This is a genomic window from Dickeya sp. Secpp 1600 (genome assembly GCF_003049805.1).
Taxonomy (GTDB): domain Bacteria; phylum Pseudomonadota; class Gammaproteobacteria; order Enterobacterales; family Enterobacteriaceae; genus Dickeya; species Dickeya fangzhongdai.
This window is the reverse complement of the sequence record NZ_CP023484.1, coordinates 2,772,474-2,795,509: the sequence shown is the minus strand read 5'-3', so window position 1 is coordinate 2,795,509 and position 23,036 is coordinate 2,772,474. Positions and strand designations below refer to the sequence as shown.

Annotated in this window: 19 protein-coding genes; 2 read left to right on the top strand and 17 right to left on the bottom strand. The window is 60.0% G+C overall.

Going from position 1 to position 23,036, the window contains the following annotated elements; genetic code table 11:
- Window positions 1-24: 24 nt before the first annotated feature.
- Window positions 25-1,404: a cystathionine beta-synthase gene (locus CPA59_RS12455; RefSeq protein WP_038920992.1), complete on the bottom strand. Its 1,380-nt coding sequence runs from the start codon at window positions 1,402-1,404 to the stop codon at window positions 25-27.
- A 338-nt stretch (window positions 1,405-1,742) separates the two neighbouring features.
- On the opposite strand from CPA59_RS12455, the gene CPA59_RS12450 reads away from it, so the two are divergent.
- On the top strand, window positions 1,743-3,152 hold the full coding sequence (locus CPA59_RS12450; RefSeq protein WP_107759523.1) for an MmgE/PrpD family protein: 1,410 nt from the start codon (window positions 1,743-1,745) through the stop codon (window positions 3,150-3,152).
- A gap of 17 nt (window positions 3,153-3,169) precedes the next feature.
- Here the strand turns inward: CPA59_RS12450 and CPA59_RS12445 are convergent, their stop codons facing one another.
- From CPA59_RS12445 to sctW, 16 genes are all read right to left on the bottom strand, one after another.
- Window positions 3,170-3,979 (bottom strand): transporter substrate-binding domain-containing protein, encoded by an 810-nt coding sequence (locus CPA59_RS12445; RefSeq protein ID WP_369831433.1) that lies wholly within the window; start codon window positions 3,977-3,979, stop codon window positions 3,170-3,172.
- A gap of 349 nt (window positions 3,980-4,328) precedes the next feature.
- A complete protein-coding gene (locus CPA59_RS12440; protein ID WP_038919228.1) occupies window positions 4,329-6,284 on the bottom strand; it encodes a methyl-accepting chemotaxis protein in 1,956 nt (651 codons plus the stop codon).
- A gap of 510 nt (window positions 6,285-6,794) precedes the next feature.
- Window positions 6,795-8,780 (bottom strand): methyl-accepting chemotaxis protein, encoded by a 1,986-nt coding sequence (locus CPA59_RS12435; protein WP_107759519.1) that lies wholly within the window; start codon window positions 8,778-8,780, stop codon window positions 6,795-6,797.
- A gap of 624 nt (window positions 8,781-9,404) precedes the next feature.
- Window positions 9,405-10,634 carry a peptide antibiotic transporter SbmA gene (sbmA, locus tag CPA59_RS12430; RefSeq protein ID WP_107759517.1) on the bottom strand — a complete coding sequence of 410 codons (1,230 nt, stop codon included), beginning with the start codon at window positions 10,632-10,634 and terminating at the stop codon, window positions 9,405-9,407.
- A gap of 198 nt (window positions 10,635-10,832) precedes the next feature.
- Window positions 10,833-11,324 (bottom strand): OsmC family protein, encoded by a 492-nt coding sequence (locus CPA59_RS12425; protein WP_038919225.1) that lies wholly within the window; start codon window positions 11,322-11,324, stop codon window positions 10,833-10,835.
- A gap of 98 nt (window positions 11,325-11,422) precedes the next feature.
- Entirely contained in the window at window positions 11,423-12,502 is a 1,080-nt protein-coding gene (sctU, locus tag CPA59_RS12420; protein ID WP_107759515.1) for a type III secretion system export apparatus subunit SctU, read from the bottom strand.
- 44 nt (window positions 12,503-12,546) lie between these two features.
- Window positions 12,547-13,350: a type III secretion system export apparatus subunit SctT gene (gene sctT / locus CPA59_RS12415; protein ID WP_038658155.1), complete on the bottom strand. Its 804-nt coding sequence runs from the start codon at window positions 13,348-13,350 to the stop codon at window positions 12,547-12,549.
- Between the two features lie 7 nt (window positions 13,351-13,357).
- On the bottom strand, window positions 13,358-13,618 hold the full coding sequence (gene sctS, locus CPA59_RS12410; protein ID WP_033568601.1) for a type III secretion system export apparatus subunit SctS: 261 nt from the start codon (window positions 13,616-13,618) through the stop codon (window positions 13,358-13,360).
- Between the two features lie 7 nt (window positions 13,619-13,625).
- Entirely contained in the window at window positions 13,626-14,279 is a 654-nt protein-coding gene (sctR, locus tag CPA59_RS12405; RefSeq protein WP_049854063.1) for a type III secretion system export apparatus subunit SctR, read from the bottom strand.
- The gene (locus CPA59_RS12400) at window positions 14,276-15,376 is read right to left on the bottom strand and encodes a FliM/FliN family flagellar motor switch protein (RefSeq protein WP_107759513.1); all 1,101 of its coding nucleotides are present in this window, start codon (window positions 15,374-15,376) and stop codon (window positions 14,276-14,278) included. The genes sctR and CPA59_RS12400 overlap by 4 nt, the downstream gene beginning before the upstream one ends.
- Window positions 15,373-15,903 carry a type III secretion system HrpP C-terminal domain-containing protein gene (locus tag CPA59_RS12395; protein ID WP_049854061.1) on the bottom strand — a complete coding sequence of 177 codons (531 nt, stop codon included), beginning with the start codon at window positions 15,901-15,903 and terminating at the stop codon, window positions 15,373-15,375. Before CPA59_RS12395 ends, CPA59_RS12400 begins: the two co-directional genes overlap by 4 nt.
- On the bottom strand, window positions 15,900-16,379 hold the full coding sequence (locus tag CPA59_RS12390; RefSeq protein WP_049854060.1) for a hypothetical protein: 480 nt from the start codon (window positions 16,377-16,379) through the stop codon (window positions 15,900-15,902). The genes CPA59_RS12395 and CPA59_RS12390 overlap by 4 nt, the downstream gene beginning before the upstream one ends.
- Window positions 16,366-17,745: a type III secretion system ATPase SctN gene (gene sctN / locus CPA59_RS12385; RefSeq protein WP_049854059.1), complete on the bottom strand. Its 1,380-nt coding sequence runs from the start codon at window positions 17,743-17,745 to the stop codon at window positions 16,366-16,368. The genes CPA59_RS12390 and sctN overlap by 14 nt, the downstream gene beginning before the upstream one ends.
- Window positions 17,745-18,713 (bottom strand): type III secretion system inner membrane ring subunit SctD, encoded by a 969-nt coding sequence (gene sctD, locus CPA59_RS12380; protein WP_107759511.1) that lies wholly within the window; start codon window positions 18,711-18,713, stop codon window positions 17,745-17,747. Before sctD ends, sctN begins: the two co-directional genes overlap by 1 nt.
- An 11-nt stretch (window positions 18,714-18,724) precedes the next feature.
- Window positions 18,725-20,827: a type III secretion system export apparatus subunit SctV gene (sctV, locus tag CPA59_RS12375; protein WP_038919218.1), complete on the bottom strand. Its 2,103-nt coding sequence runs from the start codon at window positions 20,825-20,827 to the stop codon at window positions 18,725-18,727.
- 3 nt (window positions 20,828-20,830) lie between these two features.
- Window positions 20,831-22,000, bottom strand: coding sequence for a type III secretion system gatekeeper subunit SctW (gene sctW / locus CPA59_RS12370; RefSeq protein ID WP_049854057.1), 1,170 nt, complete (start codon window positions 21,998-22,000; stop codon window positions 20,831-20,833).
- A 322-nt stretch (window positions 22,001-22,322) separates the two neighbouring features.
- Between sctW and CPA59_RS12365 the strand changes: the two genes are divergently transcribed.
- Window positions 22,323-22,877, top strand: a complete 555-nt coding sequence (locus CPA59_RS12365; RefSeq protein ID WP_038919216.1) for an RNA polymerase sigma factor — start codon at window positions 22,323-22,325, stop codon at window positions 22,875-22,877.
- Window positions 22,878-23,036 lie beyond the last annotated feature (159 nt).

Sequence of the window (23,036 nt, the reverse complement as noted above, 5' to 3'; positions counted from 1 at the left end):
TCCTTGTGGTAATCGGTAGAAAGGTCAGCGCACCAGATGCCGCCAGTGATTGAGCACATCGGTGCGGGTGATCAGGCCGAGGAAACGCTGGCCGTCCAGAATCACCGCCACATGCCCGCGATCAAAGGTGGTCAGCAGTTGATCGAACGACGCATCTTTCTGCAAGGTGTTGACCTGATCGGTCATCGCGTCGCGGGCGGTCAGCGAGAAATGGCGCGGGTTGGTCTTGAGATTGTTGAGCAGGTCCCACTCGTCGATCACCCCGACCACCCGGTCGTGTTCCAGCACCGGCAACTGGGAAATGTCGTACAGCCGCATCCGGGCATGAACAATCGCCAGCGAGTCAGCCGGGGAGACCGACACGGTGGCGCCTTCGTTATGGCGATAGGTGATCAGATCGCGCAGGTCGCCCAGCGGCGGGCGTTGGATTAACCCTTGCTCAATCATCCAGTAGTCGTTGAACATCTTCGACAGGTACTTGTTGCCGCTGTCGCACACCAGCGTTACCACCCGGCGCGGTTCGGTCTGGGCGCGGCAGTAGCGCAGCGCCGCCGCCAGCAATGTGCCGCTGGAGGAGCCGGCCAGCACGCCTTCTTTGAGCAACAGCGCGCGGGCGGCCTGAAACGATTCCCGATCGCTGATGGCGTAGGCGTGTTTCACCTGGCTGAAATTCGCCAGCGCCGGCAGGAAATCCTCGCCGATGCCCTCCACCAGCCAGCTTCCCGCTTCGCCCGTGGTGCCTTGCCGCACGTAATCGGTCAGGATCGACCCGGCCGGGTCCGCCAGCACCAGCTCGGTTTTCGGCGACACCTCGGCGAAGTAGCGGCTCAGTCCGCCCAGTGTTCCGCCGGAGCCGACGCCGACCACGATAGCATCGATGTCGTTCTCCATCTGCCGCCACAGTTCCGGCGCGGTGGTACGGTAGTGGGCCAGCGGGTTGGCCGGGTTATTGAACTGGTCGATGTAGAACGCGCCGGGGATCTCGTCCGCCAGTCGTTGCGCGTAGTCCTGATAGTAGTCCGGGTGGCCTTTAGCCACATCGGAACGGGTCAGGCGCACGTCGACGCCCAGCGCGCGCAGGTGGAAGATTTTCTCCCGGCTCATCTTGTCCGGCACCACCAGAATCAGGCGGTAGCCTTTGAGCGCCGCCACTAATGCCAGCCCAAGCCCGGTATTACCGGCGGTGGCTTCGATCAGCGTGCCGCCGGGCTGCAGTTTTCCCTGCTGCTCAGCCGCCTCGATCATCGATAGCGCGACGCGATCTTTGATCGAGCCGCCGGGATTCTGGTTTTCCAGCTTGGCGAATAACCGGCAGGGGCCGGTATCGAACTGCGTCAGCTCCAGCAACGGGGTGTTGCCGATCAGGCCGAGTACCGACGTAGGTACGGATGTAGGAATAGGCATAGTCATCACCTCGGTTAATAACGAGGTGGACATGGTAAAACTCAGGCGTAATGCCATAAAAATAATATAACTAACCATCTATATGCGATTTTTAGAAATAAAATGCTATTTAGCGGTAAAGCCATACAGCCTGATAGCCGTGCGGGTAGATAGACATGCAGGTTGATAGACATATGGGGTGATAGCCATGCAGCGGTATATCCATCCGCTACCGGAACGACGGGTTATGTCGTTTGGTTGCAACCGGTAGCGAAAATGGCATAAAGCAGCCGGAAAACGGAGTGTTATCATCGATATATTTGATATGCCGTCCCTGACGCCGACAGGAATCTAAACCGATGACTTCCCTGAACCACGCCGCTCCGATAACCCTGACGCTGGCCCGCTTTGCCTGCCGGCTAACCCCGGCGGCGATCCCGGCGGTCTGGCGGCGAAAAATTCTGCTGCATTTGTTGGATACGCTGGGGTGCGGCATCGCCGGGCTGGATAGCGAGGTGTTTCAGCAGGCGCAGCGCATGGCGCGCCAGCAGTATGCCGCCGGGACGTCGCCGGTGCTGGGACGCCGGGACGGGCTGTCGGCGCTGGGGGCGGCGTTCGTCAATTCGGCGGCGATGAACGCGCTGGATTATGACGACGGCTTTGAGCGGGATGGTCGCGGCATGGGTCACCCCGGCGCCACGCTGGTGGCGGCGGCGCTGGCGGCGCTGGGCGAGCGGCAGGTATCCGGCGCGCAATTGCTGTGCGCGCTGGCGGCGGCCTGGGAAATCAACGGGCGCGTGATTCTCGCTCAGCAACCCAGTCCGGAGCGTTTTCGGCAGGTGTACGGCGTGTGCCAGCACCAGTCGCTGGGCGCGGCGGTCGTGTTCGGTTTGCTGAGCGGCTGCGATGCCGCCGGGCTGGAAAACGCCATCGGGTTGGCGGCGTCGCTGACCCCGCTGCCGGGGCTGCACAAGTACAACTGGCGGCAGCGGCCGCTGGTGGCGTTCAAGGATTATAACGCGCCGGCGACGGAGGCCGGGGTGCGCGGGGTGTTGCTGCACAGGGAAGGCATTATCGGGCCGCGCGACGTACTGGACGGAGAGCACGGGTTCTGGCGCATGATCGGCTCCGACCGCTGTGATGCGTCGCTACTGGTCGACGGGCTGGGGGATGCGTGGCGGCTGCGCCATGCCAGTTTCAAACGTTACCCGGTTTGCCGCTGGATGCACACCGCGCTGGCGGCGTTTGAGCAATTGCTGACGCAGCAGGCGCTAACGCCGGATCGGATCGCGCGGATTCAGGTCATCGGCAGCCAGACGCTGGTGCAGCAATTCGCCGATACCCAGCTGTTGAGCGAAACCGATGCCCAGTTCAGCGTGCCGCTGGCGTTGGCCTGCCTGGCCTACGGCCTTCCCCGACAGAGCTGGAGCAACGCGGCGGCGCGGCAGGATGCGACGCTGCTGGCGTTTGCCCGCCGGGTCGAGTTAGTGGTGGATGACGAGCTGGATCGGTTGATGGCGGTGCAGCGGCGGCCGGTTAATCGGGTGAGGGTGGTCGTTGACGGGCAGTGGCTGAACGCGCCGGCAGTGGATTATCCGCCAGGGTGCGAAGAGAACCCGATGGCGGAAGCGGAGATTGTGCGCAAGTGCCGCGACAATCTGTCGCGGCGGCTGGGCGAGAACGAGGTCGATCGCCTTATTGATACGCTGCTTGAACTGGAACGCCAGCCGGATGCGGCGCTGGCGCTGGCGCCGCTGTTCGCGGGCTGACGTTCCTCGCTCGCCGGTTATTTCCACGCTTCGCGGATCACCGGCGGCACCTTGCTGATGTCCACGCCGCGGGCTTTCAGCGCCTGCTCGTAGAACTGCTGAATCTGACCGGACTGATAGAGCTTGCCGAATTCGTCGTTGAGGAACTGATGGAAGGTCTGGTCGCTTTCCTTGCGGATAGCGCCGCTGGTGCTGACCGCCACAATGGGTTTCGGCAGGATCAGGTTGCCTTTGCCGACTTTAGCCTGTTGCAGCGCCAGCGCCGGATGGAAGTAGGACAACGCATCCACCCGCCCGGCATAAAACGCCGCCACGCCTTCATCCATGTTGGGGAAACGCACCAACTGCGCTTTCGGCAGATTTTTGGTCAGCAGCAGGTCCGGGCTGGACCCGAGCGTGACGCCGATTTTGACATCCGGCCGGTTGAGGTCTTCCCAGTTGGTGACGCTGATGCCGTCGCGCACCAGTACGCCCTGGGCATACCAGAAGAACGGTTGTTCAGGAAAATCGACCGCTTTCTTGCGCTCGTCGGTGGGGTCAAGCACCAGCATGGTGTCGATCTGGCCGGTTTGCAGCGCGGCGACCGCGTTGCCCCAGGTGGTTTCCACCGTCACCAGCTTAACCCCAAGGTCTGTCGCCAGCACCTTACCGACCTGATAGCCGATACCGTCCCATTCGCCGGTCGCCGCGTTCTTGAAATACCAGGGTTCGCCCTGCGCCACGCCGATGCGCAGTTCGCCGGTCTGTTTGATGTGTTGCCAGGTGGAGGCGGGCGCTTCGGCCCGAGCCAGCCAGGGCGTGGCGACCAGCGCCAGCGCGGCAATCATGGTACGAAAAGATAAATGCATAATGTCCCCGTGTGTGAATGGTTAAGCGCCTGTCTCCGTGGGGATGTTACATGCCAGTGTGAGCCTGGCTACGCCGGTTATCCCCCGATAAAAATAGGCGTTGAATTAATCAATAAATAAAAGGCGAGCACCACGCGCGGCATCGGCTTATTGCATAAATAATGCTTAAATATCATTAACATGATGACGGCGCGCTCAGGCAGTATTGCAGGAAATCACCGCGACATTAAATGCGAAGAGTGACTGAGCTTATGCGCTGGGTGGTAAAACGAGGAAAGTGATAAAACATGGCGGGCGACGCCCGCCATGATGAGGCTGGATTAACGGGTTAGAACGACTCCCACTCGTCGTTGCCGGAGCGGGTGCCTGCTCCGGCGCTGGCCAGCATCAGCGGTTTTTTAGCGCTGACGGCGCCGGGTTTGTGCGCGGTGCGGGCAAAGCGATGGCTGTCGTCATTATCGAGGCGGAATATCGAGACGGCCTGTTCCAGCGCTTGTGCCTGCTCTTCCAGTGAGTTGGCCGCCGCGGAAGACTCTTCCACCAGCGCGGCGTTCTGCTGGGTGGTGGCGTCCATTTCGGCTACCGCGTTGGAGATCTGATTGATGCCGCGGCTCTGCTCGTCGGAAGCTGAGGCGATTTCCCCCATGATGTCATGCACATGGGCGATGGAACGGATAATCTCGTCCATGGTTTTGCCGGCGCTTTCCACCAGCGAGGAGCCGGTATTCACCCGGATGACCGACTCGCCGATCAGGGTTTCAATCTCTTTGGCGGCCTGGGCGCTACGCTGGGCCAGGCTGCGTACCTCACCGGCCACCACCGCGAAGCCGCGGCCCTGTTCGCCGGCGCGCGCCGCTTCCACCGCAGCATTGAGCGCCAGAATGTTGGTCTGGAAGGCGATACCGTTGATGACGGTGGTGATTTCGGAAATGCGCCGGGAACTGACGGCGATTTCGTTCATGGTGCTCACTACGTTGGTGACGATCTCGCCGCCTTTGGTGGCGTTGCCTGACGCATCGGCCGCCAGTTGCGAGGCGTGATGCGCGTTGTCGGCGTTCTGTTTCACCGTTGAGGTCAACTGCTCCATGCTGGCGGCGGTTTCCACGACGGCGGCCGACTGTTGCTCGGTGCGGGAGGAGAGATCGGTGTTGCCGGCGGCGATTTCCGACGCGGCGGACGCCACATTGCTCACCCCCTCGCGAATGGTGCCGATCATCTCGCGCAGTTTGTGGTTCATCGCATTCATCGCCGTCATCAACTGACCCAATTCATCCTTACGGGTGACGGTGATGGAGGCGGTCAGGTCGCCCTGGGCGATCCGCTCAGCCAGCGACAGGCTCTGACGCAACGGGCGGGTAAGTTGCAGGGTGATGCGCCAGGCCATCAGCACGCCGATGGCGATAATCGCCAGCCCGATGATCCACTGCTGGTATTGCGACTGGCGGGTAATGTTATCCACCTTATCCAACTGGGTTTGATAAAGCTGGGTCGCAGACTGGTTAAGAACCAGCGCGATATCCGCCATGCGCTGGGACGCCGCGTTCTCTTCCTGATAGGCCGCCATGTAAAGGGTGATATCCCCGCTGTAGGTGGCGAAAGGCAGCCAGGTCTGATTCAGCCAGGCCTGCTGCTCCGTGCTGAATTTCGGTAGCGCCTGCGTGATGGCGCGTTGTGCGGTGTCCAGCGTCTTGCGAAGCGCCGTTTCAGTTTCGGCGGACGGCATCAACGTCAGTTCATGGGCGGTGTCTTTAATATCAGACAGCCCCTCGTTGATATACATAAATTCCAGCCGTAATTCCGCCGGCAGCGTGGCGGCATCAAATTTCCCGCGCAGGGTATCAATGATTTTACCGATGGTATCCTGAGATAGTTTCTGACCGATAGCGTCCCGCTTCTGACTGGCGCTGATCAGGTTTTCCCGCGCGACATTATATTCCTTGCCGGACTGGATAATCCTGTCCAGTACAATACGGGTGTCCGCATCCCATTTCATTGTCTGGGCGACATTCAGCGATTGCGTCATTTTATTTAGCAATTCGCCGTTTTTATTAATCGCCGCATAATCATGGGTATATTGGAAGCGCAGACGCTCCCGCCGGGCCTCTTCCAGATAACTGTTAATATTATTGCTGATAATGGATTTCTGGGAATACGCATCAATATTACGAAAGCCATTGATCCCTGACAGCATGATTATCGCCGCCATTAATAATATCAGTCCGAATCCCATCGCCAGCTTCACACCGACTCTGAAATTGTTATAAGCGCCAAAAACAGTATTCATTGGGCCTTCCTTTTTCTTGATTTACCAGGGTAGTGACGGGGAAAAAACCGAATTGAACATATCAACGTGTTATCGCTTCAGAGGCGTGAACGCTGAAGCTATTTCTTACTGTTATGGTTATAGAATAGTCGACGGCGATGCTGCCGTTTTATAAACAGGCTGTTACTGTCGCGGACATCATAACCTCATCTCAGGAACAGGGAAAGATAATGTAAAAATTATGTTTCATTTTCGTAAAATTCTACAGTGATATTATCAATCAGCTTATTGAAAGAAAGTATAGCCACGGTTAACGCCTCATTAGTTTTTTTTAATTTTTTAAGTGACGGACATAAAAACGTAATAAAGGCTGAGTTCAGGAGTAATTTCGGGCGCGGGTTTGGCTGGAAAGACAAGTGATGAATGGCAGGATAACGCTGCGGGAAAGGGAAGGGAGCGGCGTTGAAATGAATAAAATAAACACAGCATGGCCGTTTATCGCCATGCTGTGTTGCCGGTGGTTAAAACCGGTTAGAACGATTCCCAGTCATCTTTGCCGCTGACCGAAGGGCGGCTCACGACAGTGGTTTTGGCGACGGTGGTTGCTTTAGCGGCGGATGTCGTCAGCTTCAGCGGCTTACTGACGCTAAGGCTGGCGCGTTGCGCCGGGCGCGTCGAAACGTCGTCATTACCGAGGCGGAACACCGATACCGCATGTTCCAGCGTTTGCGCCTGCTCTTCCAGCGAATTGGCCGCGGCGGAAGACTCTTCCACCAGCGCGGCGTTCTGCTGGGTGGTGGCGTCCATTTCGGCTACCGCGGTGGAGATCTGGTTGATGCCGCGGCTTTGCTCGTCAGAGGCCGAGGCGATCTCGTCCATGATGTCATGCACATGGGAGATGGAGCGGATAATCTCGTCCATGGTTTTGCCGGCGCTTTCCACCAGCGTGGAGCCGGTATTCACCCGGGTGACCGACTCGCCGATCAGGGTTTCGATCTCTTTGGCGGCCTGAGCGCTGCGCTGGGCCAGATTGCGCACCTCGCCCGCCACCACCGCGAAGCCGCGGCCCTGTTCGCCGGCGCGCGCGGCTTCCACCGCGGCGTTGAGCGCCAGAATGTTGGTCTGGAAGGCAATGCCGTTGATGACCGAGGTGATTTCGGAAATGCGCCGGGAACTGACGGCGATTTCGTTCATGGTGCTCACCACGTTGGTGACGATCTCGCCGCCTTTGGTGGCGTTGCCTGACGCATCGGCCGCCAGCTGCGAGGCGTGATGCGCGTTGTCGGCGTTCTGTTTCACCGTTGAGGTCAACTGCTCCATGCTGGCGGCGGTTTCCACGACGGCGGCCGACTGCTGCTCGGTGCGGGAGGAGAGATCGGTGTTGCCGGCGGCGATTTCCGACGCGGCGGACGCCACATTGCTCACCCCTTCACGAATTTCGCCGATCATCTCGCGCAGTTTGTGGTTCATGGACGCCATGGCGGACATCAGCATCCCCAGTTCGTCGCGGCGAACGACGTTGATGGAGGCGGTCAGGTCGCCCTGAGCGATCCGTTCAGCCAGCGACAGGCTCTGATGCAGCGGACGGGTAATCTGCAGGGTGATGCGCCAGGCCATCAGTACCCCGATAGCGATAATCACCAGACCGGTAAACAATAACTGCCATTGCGAACTGGTGGTGGTGGCGCTGACCAGCGACAGCTGGCGTTCATACAGTGCGCTGGAGGCGTTATCCAGAATCACCGCGGCTTCCAGCATGGCGCTGGTGGCGGTATTTTCGTCCTGGAAGGCACGCATGTAATCGTTGATGTAGCCGTTGTAGGCGGAGAACAGCCCCCATGATTGGTTCAGCCAACCCTGTTGTTCGGGGCTGAAGTGGGGCAACGCCTGGCTGACGGCGGTCGTTGTAGCGGCGAGCGCCTTGCGCAGGCTGGATTCAGACTGGGTGGACGGTTGCAGCAGCAGTTCGTGAGCAAGGTCGCGAATGCCCATCAGTTGTTCGAACAGCGTGATGAATTCCAGTCGTAATTCCGGCGTCAGGGTGCTGCCGTTGAACTGGGCGCGCAGCGTATCGAGCGTTTTGGCGCTGCTGTCCTGATTCAGTTTCTGCGCGATGGCGTCACGTTGGCGGCTGGCGGTGATCAGCGCTTCGCGCGCAGGCTGGTATTTTTTGTAGGCCTCGTTCAACTGATCCAGCAATTGCTGCGACGCGGGCAACCAGGTTAATTGATTGGCCTGATTGAGCGACTGACCGACTTTTTCCATCAGTGTGCCGGTTTTATTAATGGCGGCATAATCGTGAGTATATTGAAAGTTGAGACGTGCCCGGCGGGCCTCGTCCAGATTGTTATTAATGTCGTTACTGATAATGGATTTATTGACGTAGCCGTCAATGTGACGAAAACCATTTATGCCTGACAGCATGATGAAGGCAGACATGATCAAAATCAGGCCAAACCCAATCGCCAGCTTAATACCAACCTTTAGATTGTTATAGGTATGTAGAATTGTGCTCATCAAGGGATTCCTATTGGGGCTAACGCTTTGATAACGCAAGATCAACAGAGGATGCTCATCTGTCTACGTCCTTGTTTTTTCAGAATAAAAAATATCTAATTTCCAGAGGTGAGAAAAAACGCGTGAATAGTATCACATTTCTTAGAGATATAAATAGCCTGCTGGCTAATCACCTGGCCCGCTATTTACCGGTTTTTGTTACGAGTTAAATTATATGGTTTACTCTTTTTTTGTTTTTTATTTGTTAAATGGTTTCGCGTACTAGTCTGGAGATATGTTCAGGGTTGTCTATTTTGCTGTTCATTCCAAAATTCAGCCTGAAATAAAGCATTAAATCCTATTTTTTTATTTTATTCGCTGGCGGGGAGATAACGTTTTATCGCATTTTTTTCCCTTAGCTGATAAATGGCGGAGTGAAAAAAGCGCACTTTTTGTTGCGATGGCGTTCAGGTATCCGATTTTTCCAACGGCAATCCCAACCGATTTTTGATGCTGGCGCAGACGGCGTCTCGCATTGCCCGGGCGGGGCGCCGGCGTCTGTCTGAATCCGCCGGCGCCGGGATGATGGCGAGATGTTGCAGGGCTCCGCGCTGCCGCTCGGCAGCGCGGAAAGGGGCTCACCTATCAGGCGCCGGAAGTCATATCCGCGGCGTCGCTGGTCATCGGCACGTCCTGAATTACCGACTCGAAACTGCGCAGACGTTTATAAATCGACATCAGTTCCACGATGGTGGTCCAGGAGTTGATCAGGTACTGGAACGAACCGCGTACCTGATCGAACACGTTGGTGATCTGGGTCATCAGGCCGAGCGTCAGGCTGCCCGCCACGATCGACGGCAGCAGCATGATGATGCCGAACACGTTGTCGCTTTGCAGATAGAGCACCCGCGCGATATTGAAATAGGTGTAATGGAAGTAGAGACGGAAATAGTTTTTCCGCACATTGCCGAACAGCTGTCTTACCGTGGGCGGCGTGGCGCGGCTGGCGTCATCCTCGCCATACACCAGTTCTTTACGGTAGGCGGCTTCCACCCGCTGGTTGTTGAATTCCAGCCCCGGCAGTTTGATACCGATTAATGCCAGCACGCCGGTGCCCGCCAGCGACCAGATGATGGCGGCGATCACCAGGCCGTAAGGAATTTCGCCGATCAGCGGCAGCGATTTGACGTGAGACGAGAGGCTGACCAGCACCGGCAAAAAGGCGATCAACGTCATCAGCGATTTCACCAGGTCCACCCCCAGGCTTTCCACCGTGGAAGCGAAACGCATGGTGTCTTCCTGAATACGCTGCGCCGCCCCTTCAATGTGACGCAACGCTTGCCAGTGCGAGGTGTAGTAGTCGTTCATGGCGGTACGCCAGCGGAAGACGTAATGGCTGACGAAAAACAGGTTCAGCACGCCGACGGTCACCGCGGTCAGCGCGATACCGAGGAAAATCAGCAACTGCTGGTAAAACGCCTGAATAGTCACCGCGTTCGGCGCGCTCAGCGCTTTCTGGATCAGATCGTAAAACGGGACGTACCAGTCGTTGACCGCCACGCCGACTTCGACCGAAAAGTAGGTCACGAAAATGATCAGCGAGGAACCGAGAATCGACCAGCGTTGCCAGGGATGCGGGTTTAACAGCGCCCAGGCGCCGGCGAATATGGCTACGCACAGCAGGTAGTAACCGTAGAACCACAGAAAGGCGGGCGACAGGAACCGTATCGCGCCTTGCGGCAGCGGTTGGGTGATGTGCAGCAGGCTATCGCCCAGCGGTCGCCCCCAGCTATACCAGATGATGACGGCTACCAGCGACCAGAGCAGCGCGGAGGAGAAAAACAGTTTGGGGTTGGGAAAAAACGATTTGAACATAAACGCACTTCTATCCGTAAAAGGAGAATAACTGTCGTGATAGCAAATATTTAACGCAGACGCAGGATTATATTGAAACGATTTTTGACTGGATAACGATTTTCTTTACGCAGCAATAAGCAAGGCGATGCAGAAATAGGCAGAGCGCAAAAAATACAGAGCGGCGGCGACAGAGGTACAGATATCGCCGCCGTGGTGTTACTGGCAAGGCGAGGGCGCGTCGACCACGATGTCCGGCTGGTGGGTGACGGTAAAATTGACCGAGCGGGCGATAAAGCACATCTCGTGAGCCTGATGATGTAACGCGAGAGCGGTCTGCGCGTCGCTGTCGGCGCTGATCACCACGCGCGGACGCAGCGTGACCGACAGAAACTGCCCGGCGCCGCCAGCCTCTTCCACCATTTCCCCTTCTGCCCGATCGTCGTAGGCCAGCACCGTGACGCCGGCTCCCGCGCACAGCCCGAGATACCACAGCTTGTGGCAGGCGGACAGCGACGCGACCAGCAGCTCTTCCGGATTCCAGCGCGTTGGGTCGCCGCGGAAACTCGGGTCGGATGAGCCGGGCAGCGTCGGTTTGCCCGGCGCGCAGATATCATGGTCGCGGCTGTAGCCGCGATAACTCTTGGTGCCGGTGCCCTGGTTACCGGTCCAGCTAACCTGGACCTGATAGCGATGAATTTTGTCTGCCATGTCGCCCTCGTATTCCGATTAAAAAAATATTCGGCTGTAGTTTAACAGGCAATGGCGTCGATGCCATGGCGGCAGCAAACGGCGACGCGACGCGCCCCTTAGCCCATCTCGATCACATCCTGAGGCGGCAGGTCTTTCTCCAGCTGTCGTAACACCCGGTAAACCTGCGCCACCGGTTGCAGGGTATCACGCGGAATGTAGTGACCTTCCGGTATCCGGTATAGGGTGCGCGCCAGCCAGATAAAACGGATTACCGGCACCCCGGCCTGATGGGCGCGGGCGATCAACGCTTTGGCCTGATCGTCTTCACCTTTGAGCAGGATGCGCGGCAGCGGTGTTTTGCCGGGGCGGTAGAACAGCGCCACCGCGTAGTGGGTTGGGTTGACCAGCAGCAGATCGGCGTCCTCCACTTTGGGTTTGGCGCGCGGGCTGGCGGGCTCGTTGAGGATTTCCTGCGCCACCGATTTACGATGGCCTTTCATGTGCGGGTCGCCTTCCGAGTTTTTAAACTCGTTGCGGATATCTTCATGACTCATGCGCTGCTGTTTGAGGAAGTAGTATTTTTGCAGGCCGAAGTCGAGTAACCCCAGCGCCAGCAGTGCGGAAAGGGTGGTGCGCGCCACGCTTTTCAGCACGCCCTCCACCCCTTTCCAGAACGCGGTCAGATCGCCGTAAGCCAGCTCCACCAGCCACTCCAGCTGCGGCATCACCACCAGCCAGAACACCAGCCCGATGGTCACCGCCTTCAGGATGTTGGTCAGCATGTCGGTGAGTTTGCGCATGGTGAACATTTGTTTGATCTGGTTGATCGGGTTGAGGCGGTTGAAGTCAATTTTCAGCGCTTCGACGGCAAACAGTGGACCGTACTGGATCCAGCCGCCCACGACGCGCATCAGCAACGCCACGCTGATGGTCAGCAGGCAGAAGGTCGCCAGCAGCGACAGCGCTTCACTGAAAATTTCATCCGCCGCGTGGCCGAACGGGTCGGTGATGCGGCTTACCGGTAACTGCATCAGCGCCTGTAACTTGCTCATGCCGCTGTCGGTCAGCGCCAGAATCATCTCCAGCAGCGCGAAGCTGATCAGCAGCTTGGGTACGTCCTGACTCTGTCCCACTTCCCCTTTTTTGCGGGCGTCCTGCAATTTTTTGGGGGTGGGTTTTTCGGTTTTTTCACTCATCGCAGTACCTCGTGGTTACTAACCGTATCTCGCGTTTTGCCATTTCAGGGTGACGCCTGAAAAAATAGCGGGAACAGGTGTTTCAGGTCGGTGAGCGCCTTGAGCCGGCCTTCGCCGAGAAACTGCAGCACCGGCATGTAGAGCACGAAAAACGCCATGCCGGCCAGACACTTGGCCGGGGTGGACAGCACGTAAACCTGCAACTGCGGGCTGTAGAGACTGAGAATGGCGATACTGAATTCCAGCAACAGCAACAGCGCCACCAGCGGCCCGGCGTACACCACCATGTGCTGAAAGGTGTCTTTAAGCAGGTCGAGATAAGTGTGAAACCCCTGTTCCGACAACGGCGGCAGGAAGTCTAACGCCGGCCACAGCCGGTAGCTGTCCCACAGTAACTGGGTAAAACCGGGAAAACCGATGGTGATGATCAGCAGCATGATGAACAGCTCTTTCATCATGTGACCGAGCGGGGTAGCGTCGCTGCCCAGCGCCGGGTTGAGCTGGCCGCCGGTGAGCGCGCCGCGCTGGTTATCAAACAGCGCGCCGACCGACTCGAACAGCCAGAACGGCATCGCCAGCACCACTCCGAGCAGCAGCCCGATCACCAGCTCTTTGAGCAGCAGGCCGGGCAACATCGGCCAGGTGAGCGTGGTGGTCAGCATCTGTTGCTGGATGGCGCCGGCCGGCACCAGCGCCAGCGCGATCGCCACCGCATTGCGCAGCATGCCTTTGATGATGGTGAACGAGAACAGCGGCACCAGGAACAGGCACGGATACAGCCGGGCCACGCCGAGCGTCAGCGCGTAAATAAAATCGTAGATATTCTGGATTGTGGCGATGGAGAACATGGCCGCCTCACGCCCGGGTTTGTTCGATCATGTTGAAAGCCATCATCGCCAGTTGGATCAGCTCTACGCCGATCCAACGGCCGGTCATGGCCAACACCAGTCCTACCGCCACCAGCTTGACGGCAAAGGGCAGGGTTTGATCCTGCAACTGCATTACCGCCTGCAACAGCGAAATCAGCACGCCGACCACCACCGCCACCAGCAGCGGCGGCGCCGACAGCATCACCACCAGCACCATCGCCTGTCTAAACAGATTGAGCGTTTCCATGATCGCCTCACAGGTAGCTGTAGAACAGGCCGTCGAGCAGGCGCGTCCAGCCGTTGACCAGCACGAACAGCAGCAGCTTGAGCGGCAGCGAAAGGGTGGTGGGCGCCACCATTTGCATCCCCAGCGCCAGCAGCACGTTGGAGACGATCAGGTCGATAACGATGAACGGGATATAAATCAGAAAACCGATCTTAAACCCGGCCTGCAGTTCCGACAGCACATAGGCCGGCAGCACCAGCAGGATGCTTTGGGTGGTGATTTTTTCGGCCATCGCCGCCGGCCACATGCGCAGGCTGTTTTCATGCAGGTGGGTAAGAATGTCCGGATCGGTGTTGCGCGACATGAATTTCTGCAACGGTTCGATACCTCGGGTCACGCTGCTTTCCAGCGCGTCGAGGCTGCTGAAATCCACCGGGTTGTCCTGAAAACGCTGTTTGATGTCGCTGAATACCGGCGCCATCACGAACAGCGTGGCGGCGAGGGCGATGCCGTACAACGCCATGTTGGGCGGCACCTGCTGCACCCCGATGGCGTTGCGGGTAATCATCAGCACCATGGAAACCTTGAGAAAGCAGGTGCAGACGATCATCATCAGCGGAATCAACGACAACGTGCCCAGAAACAGGGCAAACATCACCGGGTCGAAGCTGCCCGAGGTCATAACGATGGCTCCGGGGCGATGTCCCCATCCACGCCAAGACGGCGGGTGATTTGCAGCCCCAGCCGGCCTTCCACGTCCACCAATTCGCCCAGCGCCAGCGGTTGCTCGCCGTGGTACAGGGTCGCTTCGCCGGGCGTCGCCTGCTGCAGAGTCAATACCGTGCCGGGGGCGAGCTGCTGCAAATCCTGCAACGTCAGCGTCAGGTAGCCGCAGCGCACGGTCAGCGCCAGCGTCAGCGGCGGCAGCGCGTAGCCCGACGGCGCGCCGGTGTGATTGTCGCTATCCGGGGCGTGCTGCGACGTCTCGGGAACGGCGTAGGCCTCAAAAGGGGTTGCGTCGTCAAAGGGTGTTGTCACGGGACATTCCTCCAGTTCTGTCACGGTAAACCAGTAAGGGGCGAGCGCATCCATCCTGAGCTGCCCGGTCAGCCGCCGGTCGGCCAGCGTGATGCAGCCGTTGCCCTGCGGTGAAAAGTACTGTTTGAGTGGACAGATCAGGTCGCCCGGTTCCAGCGTCGCCAATTGTTCGTGTGACAATGTCACGTCTGCCAGCGTCAACGGCACGCGCATCGCCAGATGACCGGGCAGCGGGTAGCGGGGCGCGTACCACCCCGGCTGGCTTTGCCACTGCTGCAAGGTCCGGGTCGATGTCCGCAACCGGCTGCGAACCCGGAAATCCCCGCGCATAACCTCCAGCCACAGCGTCAGGTCGCCATGCGCTTCGCTGTCCGGCTGCGGCGATGACGCCGGCTGAATCTCGCCGAACAGCTCGCGCAGCGCCGGGCTGAGATGGTGGTTATACTGCGTCCAGTACCAGTCGGCGGTTTCCGCGGCGACGTCGGGGCCGGGCGTGAGCGCCGGGCAGGCGGAAAGCAGCGACAACAACGGCGCGGCGTTGTCGTCCAGCCACAGCGTGCCGGCATGGCAGCGCCAGCGGCTTTCCTGCCCGCCGGGCGGCGCGTCGTCCGCCAGTTGCAGGCGTAATTCGCCGGGCTGACCGTCCAGCATGAAGGCAAAACGGTGCGCCGACGCCAGCTGGCGGGAGAGCGCGGCTCGCGCCTGGCTGACCGGGCGCAGCGTCCGGGTGAGCGGGATCATTCCTCGTCCTCCCGGCTTTCAAACTGCAGGCGCACCGGCGCGCGCAGCGTATCCGCCAGCGAACGGCGGCAGGCGTCGCGCTGGCTTTTCAACTGCTCGTAGGCGGATTTGCCGAAGCGCAGCGAAACGTCCCAGCCGCTGGCGGGCAGCGTCACCATCCGAACGTCCACGCTGCCCAACTGCGGCAGTTGCAGGCTGAACGACAGCGGTTCCCCGCGGCGCAATAGCGGCATGTCGGTCAGCGACGACTCCAGCGCCGGCCAGTACGCCGGTGTGACCGGTTCCGCCTGCGACGGGGCATCGGCGAAGGCATCCAGATTCAGCGACGGATTCAGCGCCAGCGGCGGACCAAACGGCAGCCAACTGGCGTCGGGAAAGCGCATTTCCGGCTCGGACAGTTCGCCGAACGGTTCCCAGAAGGCACCGTCGTCGTAACCGTAGCCGGGGAAATCCTGTTCCTGACCGTGCGGCAACGGGCGCAGGGCAGGCAGAGAAACATCTTGTGTTGCGGGCAGATGAGGGGTCATATCGCCTCCTGATAGGTGGTTAACAGAAACTCCAGTTTTTCAACGGCTTTCTGGCAGAGCCGGGCCGCTTCCCGGGCCTGGCCGACCTGCTGCTGCCGGTTCAGATACTGTTGCTGCCAGTCGGTACACAGCAGCACCTGCGCCTGAATCTGACGAATATGCTTTTGCTCCTGCTCCAACTGGTTTTTCAGCGACTCCAGCGTCTGGGTTTTACCCAGCGCCTCGCGCAGGAAGATATCGCGCTGTTGCTGCCAGTCGGCCTGGAGCTGTTCCAGTTGCGCCTGTTGCGTGCGTAGCGCCGCTTCGGTTTGCCTGAGCGCTTGTTCGGACAGACGTAACTGGCGTTCGGCGCGACTGAGGCGCTGCCGACGGATCGGCAGCAACTGGTTAAGCACCGCGCCCAGCTCCTGCGCGCTGCTGTCCGGCTGTTCCTCTTCCATCGCGCTGACGGGTTTCATGGCGTTAGAGATTGGCATACTGGCTCACCTCTTCGAGTTGCGACTGAATGTGGTCGAAGCCCTGCGGCTCGCGCATCGCCTGTTGCAGAAAACGGTTGATGTCGTCGTTGGCGCTGACGGCGGCATCGGTAAAGGCGTCGTGTCCCGGCTGGTATTCACCGAGGCGGATCAACATTTCCACCTGCTTGTAGGCGGCCATCAGCCGCCGCACCGCGTTGGCGTGGCGGGTGTGTTCCCGCTCCACCACGTTGCTCATGGTGCGGCTCAGGCTCATCAATACGTCGATCGCCGGGTAGTGGTTGCGTTCGGCCAGCCGGCGCGACAGCACAATGTGGCCGTCGATCAGCGACCGTACTTCGTCGGCCACCGGGTCGTTCATCGAGTCCTGTTCGATCAGCACCGAATAGAGCGCGGTAATCGCGCCCTGACGGGTTTGCCCGGCGCGTTCCACCAGCCGGGGCAACAGGGTGTAGACCGAGGGCGGCAACCCGCCGCGCCCCTGCGGCTCGCCCAGCGCCAGGCCGATTTCACGCTGGGCGCGGGCAAAGCGGGTCAGCGAGTCGATAATCAACAGCACCTGTTTGCCCGCTGCGCGAAAGGCTTCGGCGATGGCGGTGGCGGTAAAGGCGGCGCGGGCGCGTTCCATACTGCTGCGATCGGAGGTGGAGCAGACCAGCACGGTGCGGCTGCGCAACTGCTCGTCCAGCTCGTGATCGAGGAATTCGCGCAGTTCGCGGCCGCGTTCGCCGATCAGCCCAAACACGATGGCGTCGCACGGCGTGTTGCGCGCCAGTTCCGCCAGCAGGGTGGTTTTGCCGCAGCCGGCGCCGGCGAATATCCCGACGCGCTGGCCGCAGCCGATAGTCAGCAGGCCGTCGATGGCGCGCATACCGGTGGGCAGCGGGTCGGCGATGCGTGGGCGCTCGGTTGGCGGCGGCGCGTCGCCGATCACCGGGATGGGGTTGGCGTTGAGTGAGCCCGGCTCGACAAACGCGCTGTGGCCGCCGTCTTCCAGCGGACGGCCGAAGCCGTCCAGCACGCTGCCGAACAGCGCGTCGGACACCTGCACGCAATGCGGCTGGTACAGCGGCGTGACCACCGCGCCCTGCGCGATGCCGTCCAGCGCGCCCAGCGCCGATAAAAAGGTGTTCTCCGGGCTGAAGCCGACAATTTCCGCCAGCACCTGCGAGCTGTCGTCACGCGCCACCAGACACAGGTCGCCGATGCGGGCGTTCGGCAGGCTGGACTCCAGCAGAATGCCGCTGATGCCGATGATCTGCCCCTGTCGCGTCACCGGCGAATACGCCGCCAGCTGGCGTTGTTGCTGTTGCAGCCACTGGCTCAGTCGGGGATAGCGGGTATCGATTGCGTTCTGCGCGTTCATCACCAGTTCACCTTGATCTGTTGTTTGCCGCGAAACTCGATCTGGCTGTCGTTGATGCTGACCAGCCGCAGGTTGTCCACTTCGTCGCCGACGAAGATGCGTCGCCCGTCCGAGGTCACCACGTTGGCTTTCGGGCCGCTGGTGACCTGCACGATCTGGAACGGCAACTGGTCGTCCTTCACGGTGGTGTGGTTTTCAATCTGCAAGGCGGTGACGTAACGCTGGTGGAATTGCGCCAGCATGCGCGCCAGCCGGGTGTGCTGCGCGGGCGGCAGCGCGCCGCTCAGCACGATGCGGTTGTTATCCTGACTGGTCGAAACCAATCGCTCCAGTTCGCGGTCGGTCAGCATGGTTTGCAGGGTGCTGTTCAACTGCGGCAAGGTGCCGATCGGTAAACGGTTATCCTGCGGCGGCGGCGCGGACGGCATCGCCGCCGTTTCCTGCAACATCCAGCTACCGACGATCATGAACAGCAGCACCGCCAGCAGCAGGTAGCTGAATTTGGCCCACAGCGGCAGGCGCGGCTTTTCCCGGCGCGTCACCGTCGGTTCCGGCGTCGGCGCGGGGGGCGTGTGCGAGGCGGCGGCGTCAGGCGGGGCGTCTTGCGTGCCGGTGACGGCGTCGTCGGTAGCCTGGTCGTCGTCCGGCGGCGTTTCTTCCGCCTCATCCTGCCAGGGGGTGTCGGCGCTCACCACGCACAGCCAGATGCCGCCGGCGGCGAACGGCGTGCCGGGCGGCAGCCAGAGCGATTGCGCCGCCGCGTGGCCTTCGCTGTTGCTGATCGGTCCGTCCAGTACGGATACCAGCCAGCCGTCGGGTTGTTTTTCCAGCAGGCAATGCTGCTCACGGATGCCGGGATCGTAGAGCACCATATCCGCCTCATCGGCGGAACCGATACGCCATGAGGTTCCGCTCAGCGGCAGCGCGGCCCCACGGTGCAATCCGGTCAGAACACGGAGTTCAAACATTTTGCGTTATCCTATGCGTTAAAGGGGTCAACCCGGTCCTGCAGGTCGATACGGCCCGCTACGTTGATCGACAGGTGCGATTCCAATTCGGTGAACGACAGCACCGGGACATGATGGAATTCGTCCTGCAACAGAATGCGCAGCGGACTGCGCAGGTCCTGCGCCACCAGAATCAGCGCCGACGGCGGCGTCATCGGCGGGAACGCCCGCCGCAGCTGACCGAGCAGGACGGCGGCGTATTCCTGGGTCAGCGCGAAGAAGGTTTCGTTTTGCGTCTGGCGCAACGCGTCGCGCAGCAACTCTTCGGTTTCCGGCGTCAGCAGCCAGACGGTGAGGCTGTCGTCCTGACTGTACTGGTGGCAAATCTGGGCTTTCAGCTCCAGCCGTACGTAGTCGGTGAGGGCGTTGATGTCACGCTCGTGCTGACCGACTTCGATCAGCGCTTCGGCAATCGGCCGCACCGAGCGCAGCGGCACTCGCTCCGACGCCAGCCGTTGCAGTACGCTGGCGAAGCGCGATAACGGCATGATGCGCTGCAGTTCCTGCGCCAGCTCCGGCTGTTCGGCTTCCAGCCAGGCGAGGATCGATTTGGTTTCCTGCAGGCCGATAAACTGCGCGCCGCTGCGATGAATCGCGTTCTCCATGCGGCTGAGGATCAGCGCGTCCGGGCTCCAGGGGCTCAGTTCCGGCTGCTGCAATAGCGGATGTTCCGGCGTCAGCCACAGCAGGTGGTGTTCGTCGCGGGCGGACAGGCCGGGCATCATGCCGTCGTCCAGCGTCTCTTCCGGCAGTTGTCCGCGCGGCACCGCCAGCAGCGGCACGCCGAAGCTGGCCCGCAACTGCGGGATTTCATACACGCAGAAGCGGAACTCATCTTCCGGCACGTTGGGGTTAAACTCGATGTCGAACGACGGCAGCGTAAAGCCGAAGTGATACACCAGCCGGTTGCGCAGGCGACGGATGTCCTGTACCAGCACCGCGGCGGCGGCGGCGCCTTGCCACACGGTATGGAACTGCAACAGGTAGGCGCGGGTCGGGTTGAAGCGCCGCAAATCCTGATAGCCGTTCTGCTCGGCGGGCATGCTGTCGTCCGCCAGCAGCGCATCCTGCAGGCCGCTCTGTTTGACGCGCCACAGCTGAAATAACCCGCTGCCGAGCGACAGCAGGCTGATGATGAGAAACACCAGCGTCGGCATCCCGGGCAGCAGCGCAAACCCCAGCATGCCCACCGACGAGATGATCCACGCCTTGGGCTGGCTGGTCAGCTGCTCGGCGATCTCGCGGCCGATATTGTTGTCCATTTTCTGGCCGTCGGCGGAGACGCGGGTGATGATCATCCCGGCGGTCAGCGAAATCAGCAGCGCTGGAATCTGGGCAATCAGGCCGTCGCCGATGGTCAGCACCGAGTAAATGTGCATAGCGTCGCCGGCGGCCATGCCGTTTTGCAGCACGCCGATGGCGAAGCCGCCGATCATGTTGATGAACACGATCACCAGACTGGCGATGGCGTCCCCTTTGACGAACTTCATCGCCCCGTCCATAGCGCCGAACAACTGACTCTCCTTGGCCAGGTTTTCCCGTCGCTGGCGAGCCTGCTGGGAATCGATCAACCCGGCGCGCAGGTCGCTGTCGATGGACATCTGTTTGCCGGGCATGGCGTCGAGGGTGAAACGCGCCGCCACTTCCGCCACGCGCTCCGACCCTTTGGTGATCACCAGAAAGTTCACCACCGTCAGAATCATGAAGATCACCAGGCCGACCGCCAGATTGCCGCCTACCACGAAGTTGCCGAATGCCTCCACCACGTGACCCGCATCCTGTTGCAGCAGGATCTGCCGGGTGGTGGAGATGGACAGCGCCAGCCGGAACATGGTGGTCAGCAGCAGCACCGCCGGGAAGGTGGAGAACGCCAGCGGTTTGGGCAGGTACATCGCCAGCACAATCAGCAGTGATGAAATACAGATGTTGAACGCAATCAGCACGTCGATCAGGCCGGTCGGCAGCGGGATGATCATCATGAACACAATCGCCATGACGATCACGGCGCCCACCACCTCGGAGCGCTGCATGGCGCTCATGGCAAAACGGTTAAGCCAGGCGATCAGCACAGCCATCGGTTACCCCTTGTTCCGAGATCGGTCATTCATCGGTTTGGTTTCATCCTGCTGCTGCTTTTCGTATTGGGCGAAATCGCCGATCAGGCTACGAATCAGCTGCAGGGCGGTGAGGCGGTTTTTGGCGTCGCGCCACAGCGGGTGCGGCAGGTCGTTAACCAGCGGCAGCAGGCCGTTGAAAAACAGCAGCTGGCGCTGGGCGTCCTGCCCGGCGACTTCACGACCCAGGTTGTGCAGGTCGCGGGCGTAGGCGCCGTTGGCGCTTAGGCCGATCAACCGCCGGGTCAGTTCCACCGCGCCCAGCGTGCATTCCGGCATGCGCGACGCCAGTCGGGCGAGCAACGATTGGCTGGCCGACAGCGTATGGCTGAGCTGACGCGAGTCGTTCAGGCTGCTGAGCATTTTGCTGAGCGCATTCTTCGAGATGGACGGCGCCAGCGAGGCGATATCCGCCGCCAGCGCCCGTTGCAGCGTACGCAGCCCGGCGGCGAAGTGCTGGGCGTCAAAACGCTCCAGCAGCGCGTCGAGCAGGGCGCTGGGCGACTGTTGATGGACGATGCGCTGGTAGTAGAGGTCGCGCAGCGCCTGTTTCTGGTTCGGGTCGGTGCTGAACAGGGAAATGGCGGCGGCGGTGTTCAACCCCGCCCGGACTTCCGGCCCTTTTTCCTGATGCAACTGGTCCAGGCTCTGGCTGGTCGACTGCGCGAGTGAGGCGTCCTGCTGCTGTTGCGCCTGGCTCAGCACATGGCGCAGCACGATATCGCTGCGTGCGGCGTCGCCGCCTGCCGCCTGCATGATGGCCTCGACCGATGGCGGCGATGACTGGCGCAGCAGCGCCTGCATCTGCCGGATCTGCTGGTCCAGCGTCGGGTGCTTCGGATTTTCCAGTAGCTGGAACAGTTCGGTCAGTTTTTCGATGCGTTCGATGTTGGCCAGCATGCGGCTTTGCGGCTGGCTGATTTGCCGCCGGTTCAGCGCCTTGCTTTTGCGTTCGACCTGCTCGCCGAAGCTGGCCGCGACTTCTTCCATCGAGTCATGAAGGGTTTTGTCGTGCGACGGTCTGGCTTCGCTGGTTTTGACCGGCGTGCCGACCGGCTCCTGATCGTCAATATCATTGGCGATGGCCGCGCTGCTGGTATTGAGCACGGAAGAAACGTTGTTGAGTGAAATCATGGTCCTGTCCTGCCTGAAGCAGCCTCTGCTTTAACGGTGTGCTGTTATGTGGCCGGACCGGGAAGCGGGTTCCCATTGAATGATGTAAGTCAACGAAAATAAGTAACTTAATGTTATTATAATCTTGATTACTATTTGGTTGGTTGGTTCTGCAAAAGCTTGCAATTCAGGCCGGATTTTACCGGCAAAAAATGGCATGAAAAGCCAGTGCGATAAAAAATAAAACACTATATAACAATAAGTTAATTCGTTTTCATTGGCTGGCACGCGCCTTGCTCTCCCAGATGCGCCAATTAGGGCATAACGATGGAGAGTTAATGAAATGGAAACGATTGCACTGAAACAAATGGACGCGTGTCAGCTTCATACCCCTGCCAATACCGTGGACTGGGAGCAGGTTTTTCGCCTGCATGGCAAGCGACTGCAAAACTTCATTCGCAAGCGCGTATCGAACCGTGAAGATGTGGAAGATTTACAGCAGATGACCTATCTGGAAGTGCTGAAAAACCGCGAAAAGTTCGCCGGCGCCTCGCGCCCGGAAACCTGGGTATTCGGCATTGCCCTGAATCTGGTGCGAAACCACTTCAAACAGGCGCGTTATCGTGCCGTCGATATCAGCGACGATGCGTTGGAAGCGATGGAAATTCTGTCGACGGATATCGATCCCAGCCGCATTACGGAGTGCGATCATTCGCTGAACCGCGCGCTGACGGCCAGTGCGCACCTGCCGGAGGAAACGCGTAAGATGTTGATGATGCTGCTGGATGCCGATGTCAGCTATCAGGATATCGCCGAACAGCTCAACATTCCTATTGGCACTGTACGTTCGCGTCTTTCCCGCGCCAGGGGATATCTCCGCCAGGCCGTTGATGCATAAGTTGAATCCCCCGTGCGGCAGCCTGGCGCGGGGGCTCGCTTATATTGCCATGCCCCGGGAGGGCATCTCCCTTGAGTCAGGGGAGGAGAAGGAACCTGTCAGTATCAGGCTGTGTACCCGCACGTCGTGCGGTGAACAGCCTAACAGGGCCGCAGGCCA

Bases quoted from the DNA above. Each gene is read 5' to 3' on its own strand.
- CPA59_RS12455 (WP_038920992.1), bottom strand. From the start codon at position 1,404: ATGCCTATTCCTACATCCGTACCTACGTCGGTACTCGGCCTGATCGGC.
- CPA59_RS12450 (WP_107759523.1), top strand. From the start codon at position 1,743: ATGACTTCCCTGAACCACGCCGCTCCGATAACCCTGACGCTGGCCCGC.
- CPA59_RS12445 (WP_369831433.1), bottom strand. From the start codon at position 3,979: ATGATTGCCGCGCTGGCGCTGGTCGCCACGCCCTGGCTGGCTCGGGCC.
- CPA59_RS12440 (WP_038919228.1), bottom strand. From the start codon at position 6,284: ATGAATACTGTTTTTGGCGCTTATAACAATTTCAGAGTCGGTGTGAAG.
- CPA59_RS12435 (WP_107759519.1), bottom strand. From the start codon at position 8,780: ATGAGCACAATTCTACATACCTATAACAATCTAAAGGTTGGTATTAAG.
- sbmA (WP_107759517.1), bottom strand. From the start codon at position 10,634: ATGTTCAAATCGTTTTTTCCCAACCCCAAACTGTTTTTCTCCTCCGCG.
- CPA59_RS12425 (WP_038919225.1), bottom strand. From the start codon at position 11,324: ATGGCAGACAAAATTCATCGCTATCAGGTCCAGGTTAGCTGGACCGGT.
- sctU (WP_107759515.1), bottom strand. From the start codon at position 12,502: ATGAGTGAAAAAACCGAAAAACCCACCCCCAAAAAATTGCAGGACGCC.
- sctT (WP_038658155.1), bottom strand. From the start codon at position 13,350: ATGTTCTCCATCGCCACAATCCAGAATATCTACGATTTTATTTACGCG.
- sctS (WP_033568601.1), bottom strand. From the start codon at position 13,618: ATGGAAACGCTCAATCTGTTTAGACAGGCGATGGTGCTGGTGGTGATG.
- sctR (WP_049854063.1), bottom strand. From the start codon at position 14,279: ATGACCTCGGGCAGCTTCGACCCGGTGATGTTTGCCCTGTTTCTGGGC.
- CPA59_RS12400 (WP_107759513.1), bottom strand. From the start codon at position 15,376: ATGATCCCGCTCACCCGGACGCTGCGCCCGGTCAGCCAGGCGCGAGCC.
- CPA59_RS12395 (WP_049854061.1), bottom strand. From the start codon at position 15,903: ATGACCCCTCATCTGCCCGCAACACAAGATGTTTCTCTGCCTGCCCTG.
- CPA59_RS12390 (WP_049854060.1), bottom strand. From the start codon at position 16,379: ATGCCAATCTCTAACGCCATGAAACCCGTCAGCGCGATGGAAGAGGAA.
- sctN (WP_049854059.1), bottom strand. From the start codon at position 17,745: ATGAACGCGCAGAACGCAATCGATACCCGCTATCCCCGACTGAGCCAG.
- sctD (WP_107759511.1), bottom strand. From the start codon at position 18,713: ATGTTTGAACTCCGTGTTCTGACCGGATTGCACCGTGGGGCCGCGCTG.
- sctV (WP_038919218.1), bottom strand. From the start codon at position 20,827: ATGGCTGTGCTGATCGCCTGGCTTAACCGTTTTGCCATGAGCGCCATG.
- sctW (WP_049854057.1), bottom strand. From the start codon at position 22,000: ATGATTTCACTCAACAACGTTTCTTCCGTGCTCAATACCAGCAGCGCG.
- CPA59_RS12365 (WP_038919216.1), top strand. From the start codon at position 22,323: ATGGAAACGATTGCACTGAAACAAATGGACGCGTGTCAGCTTCATACC.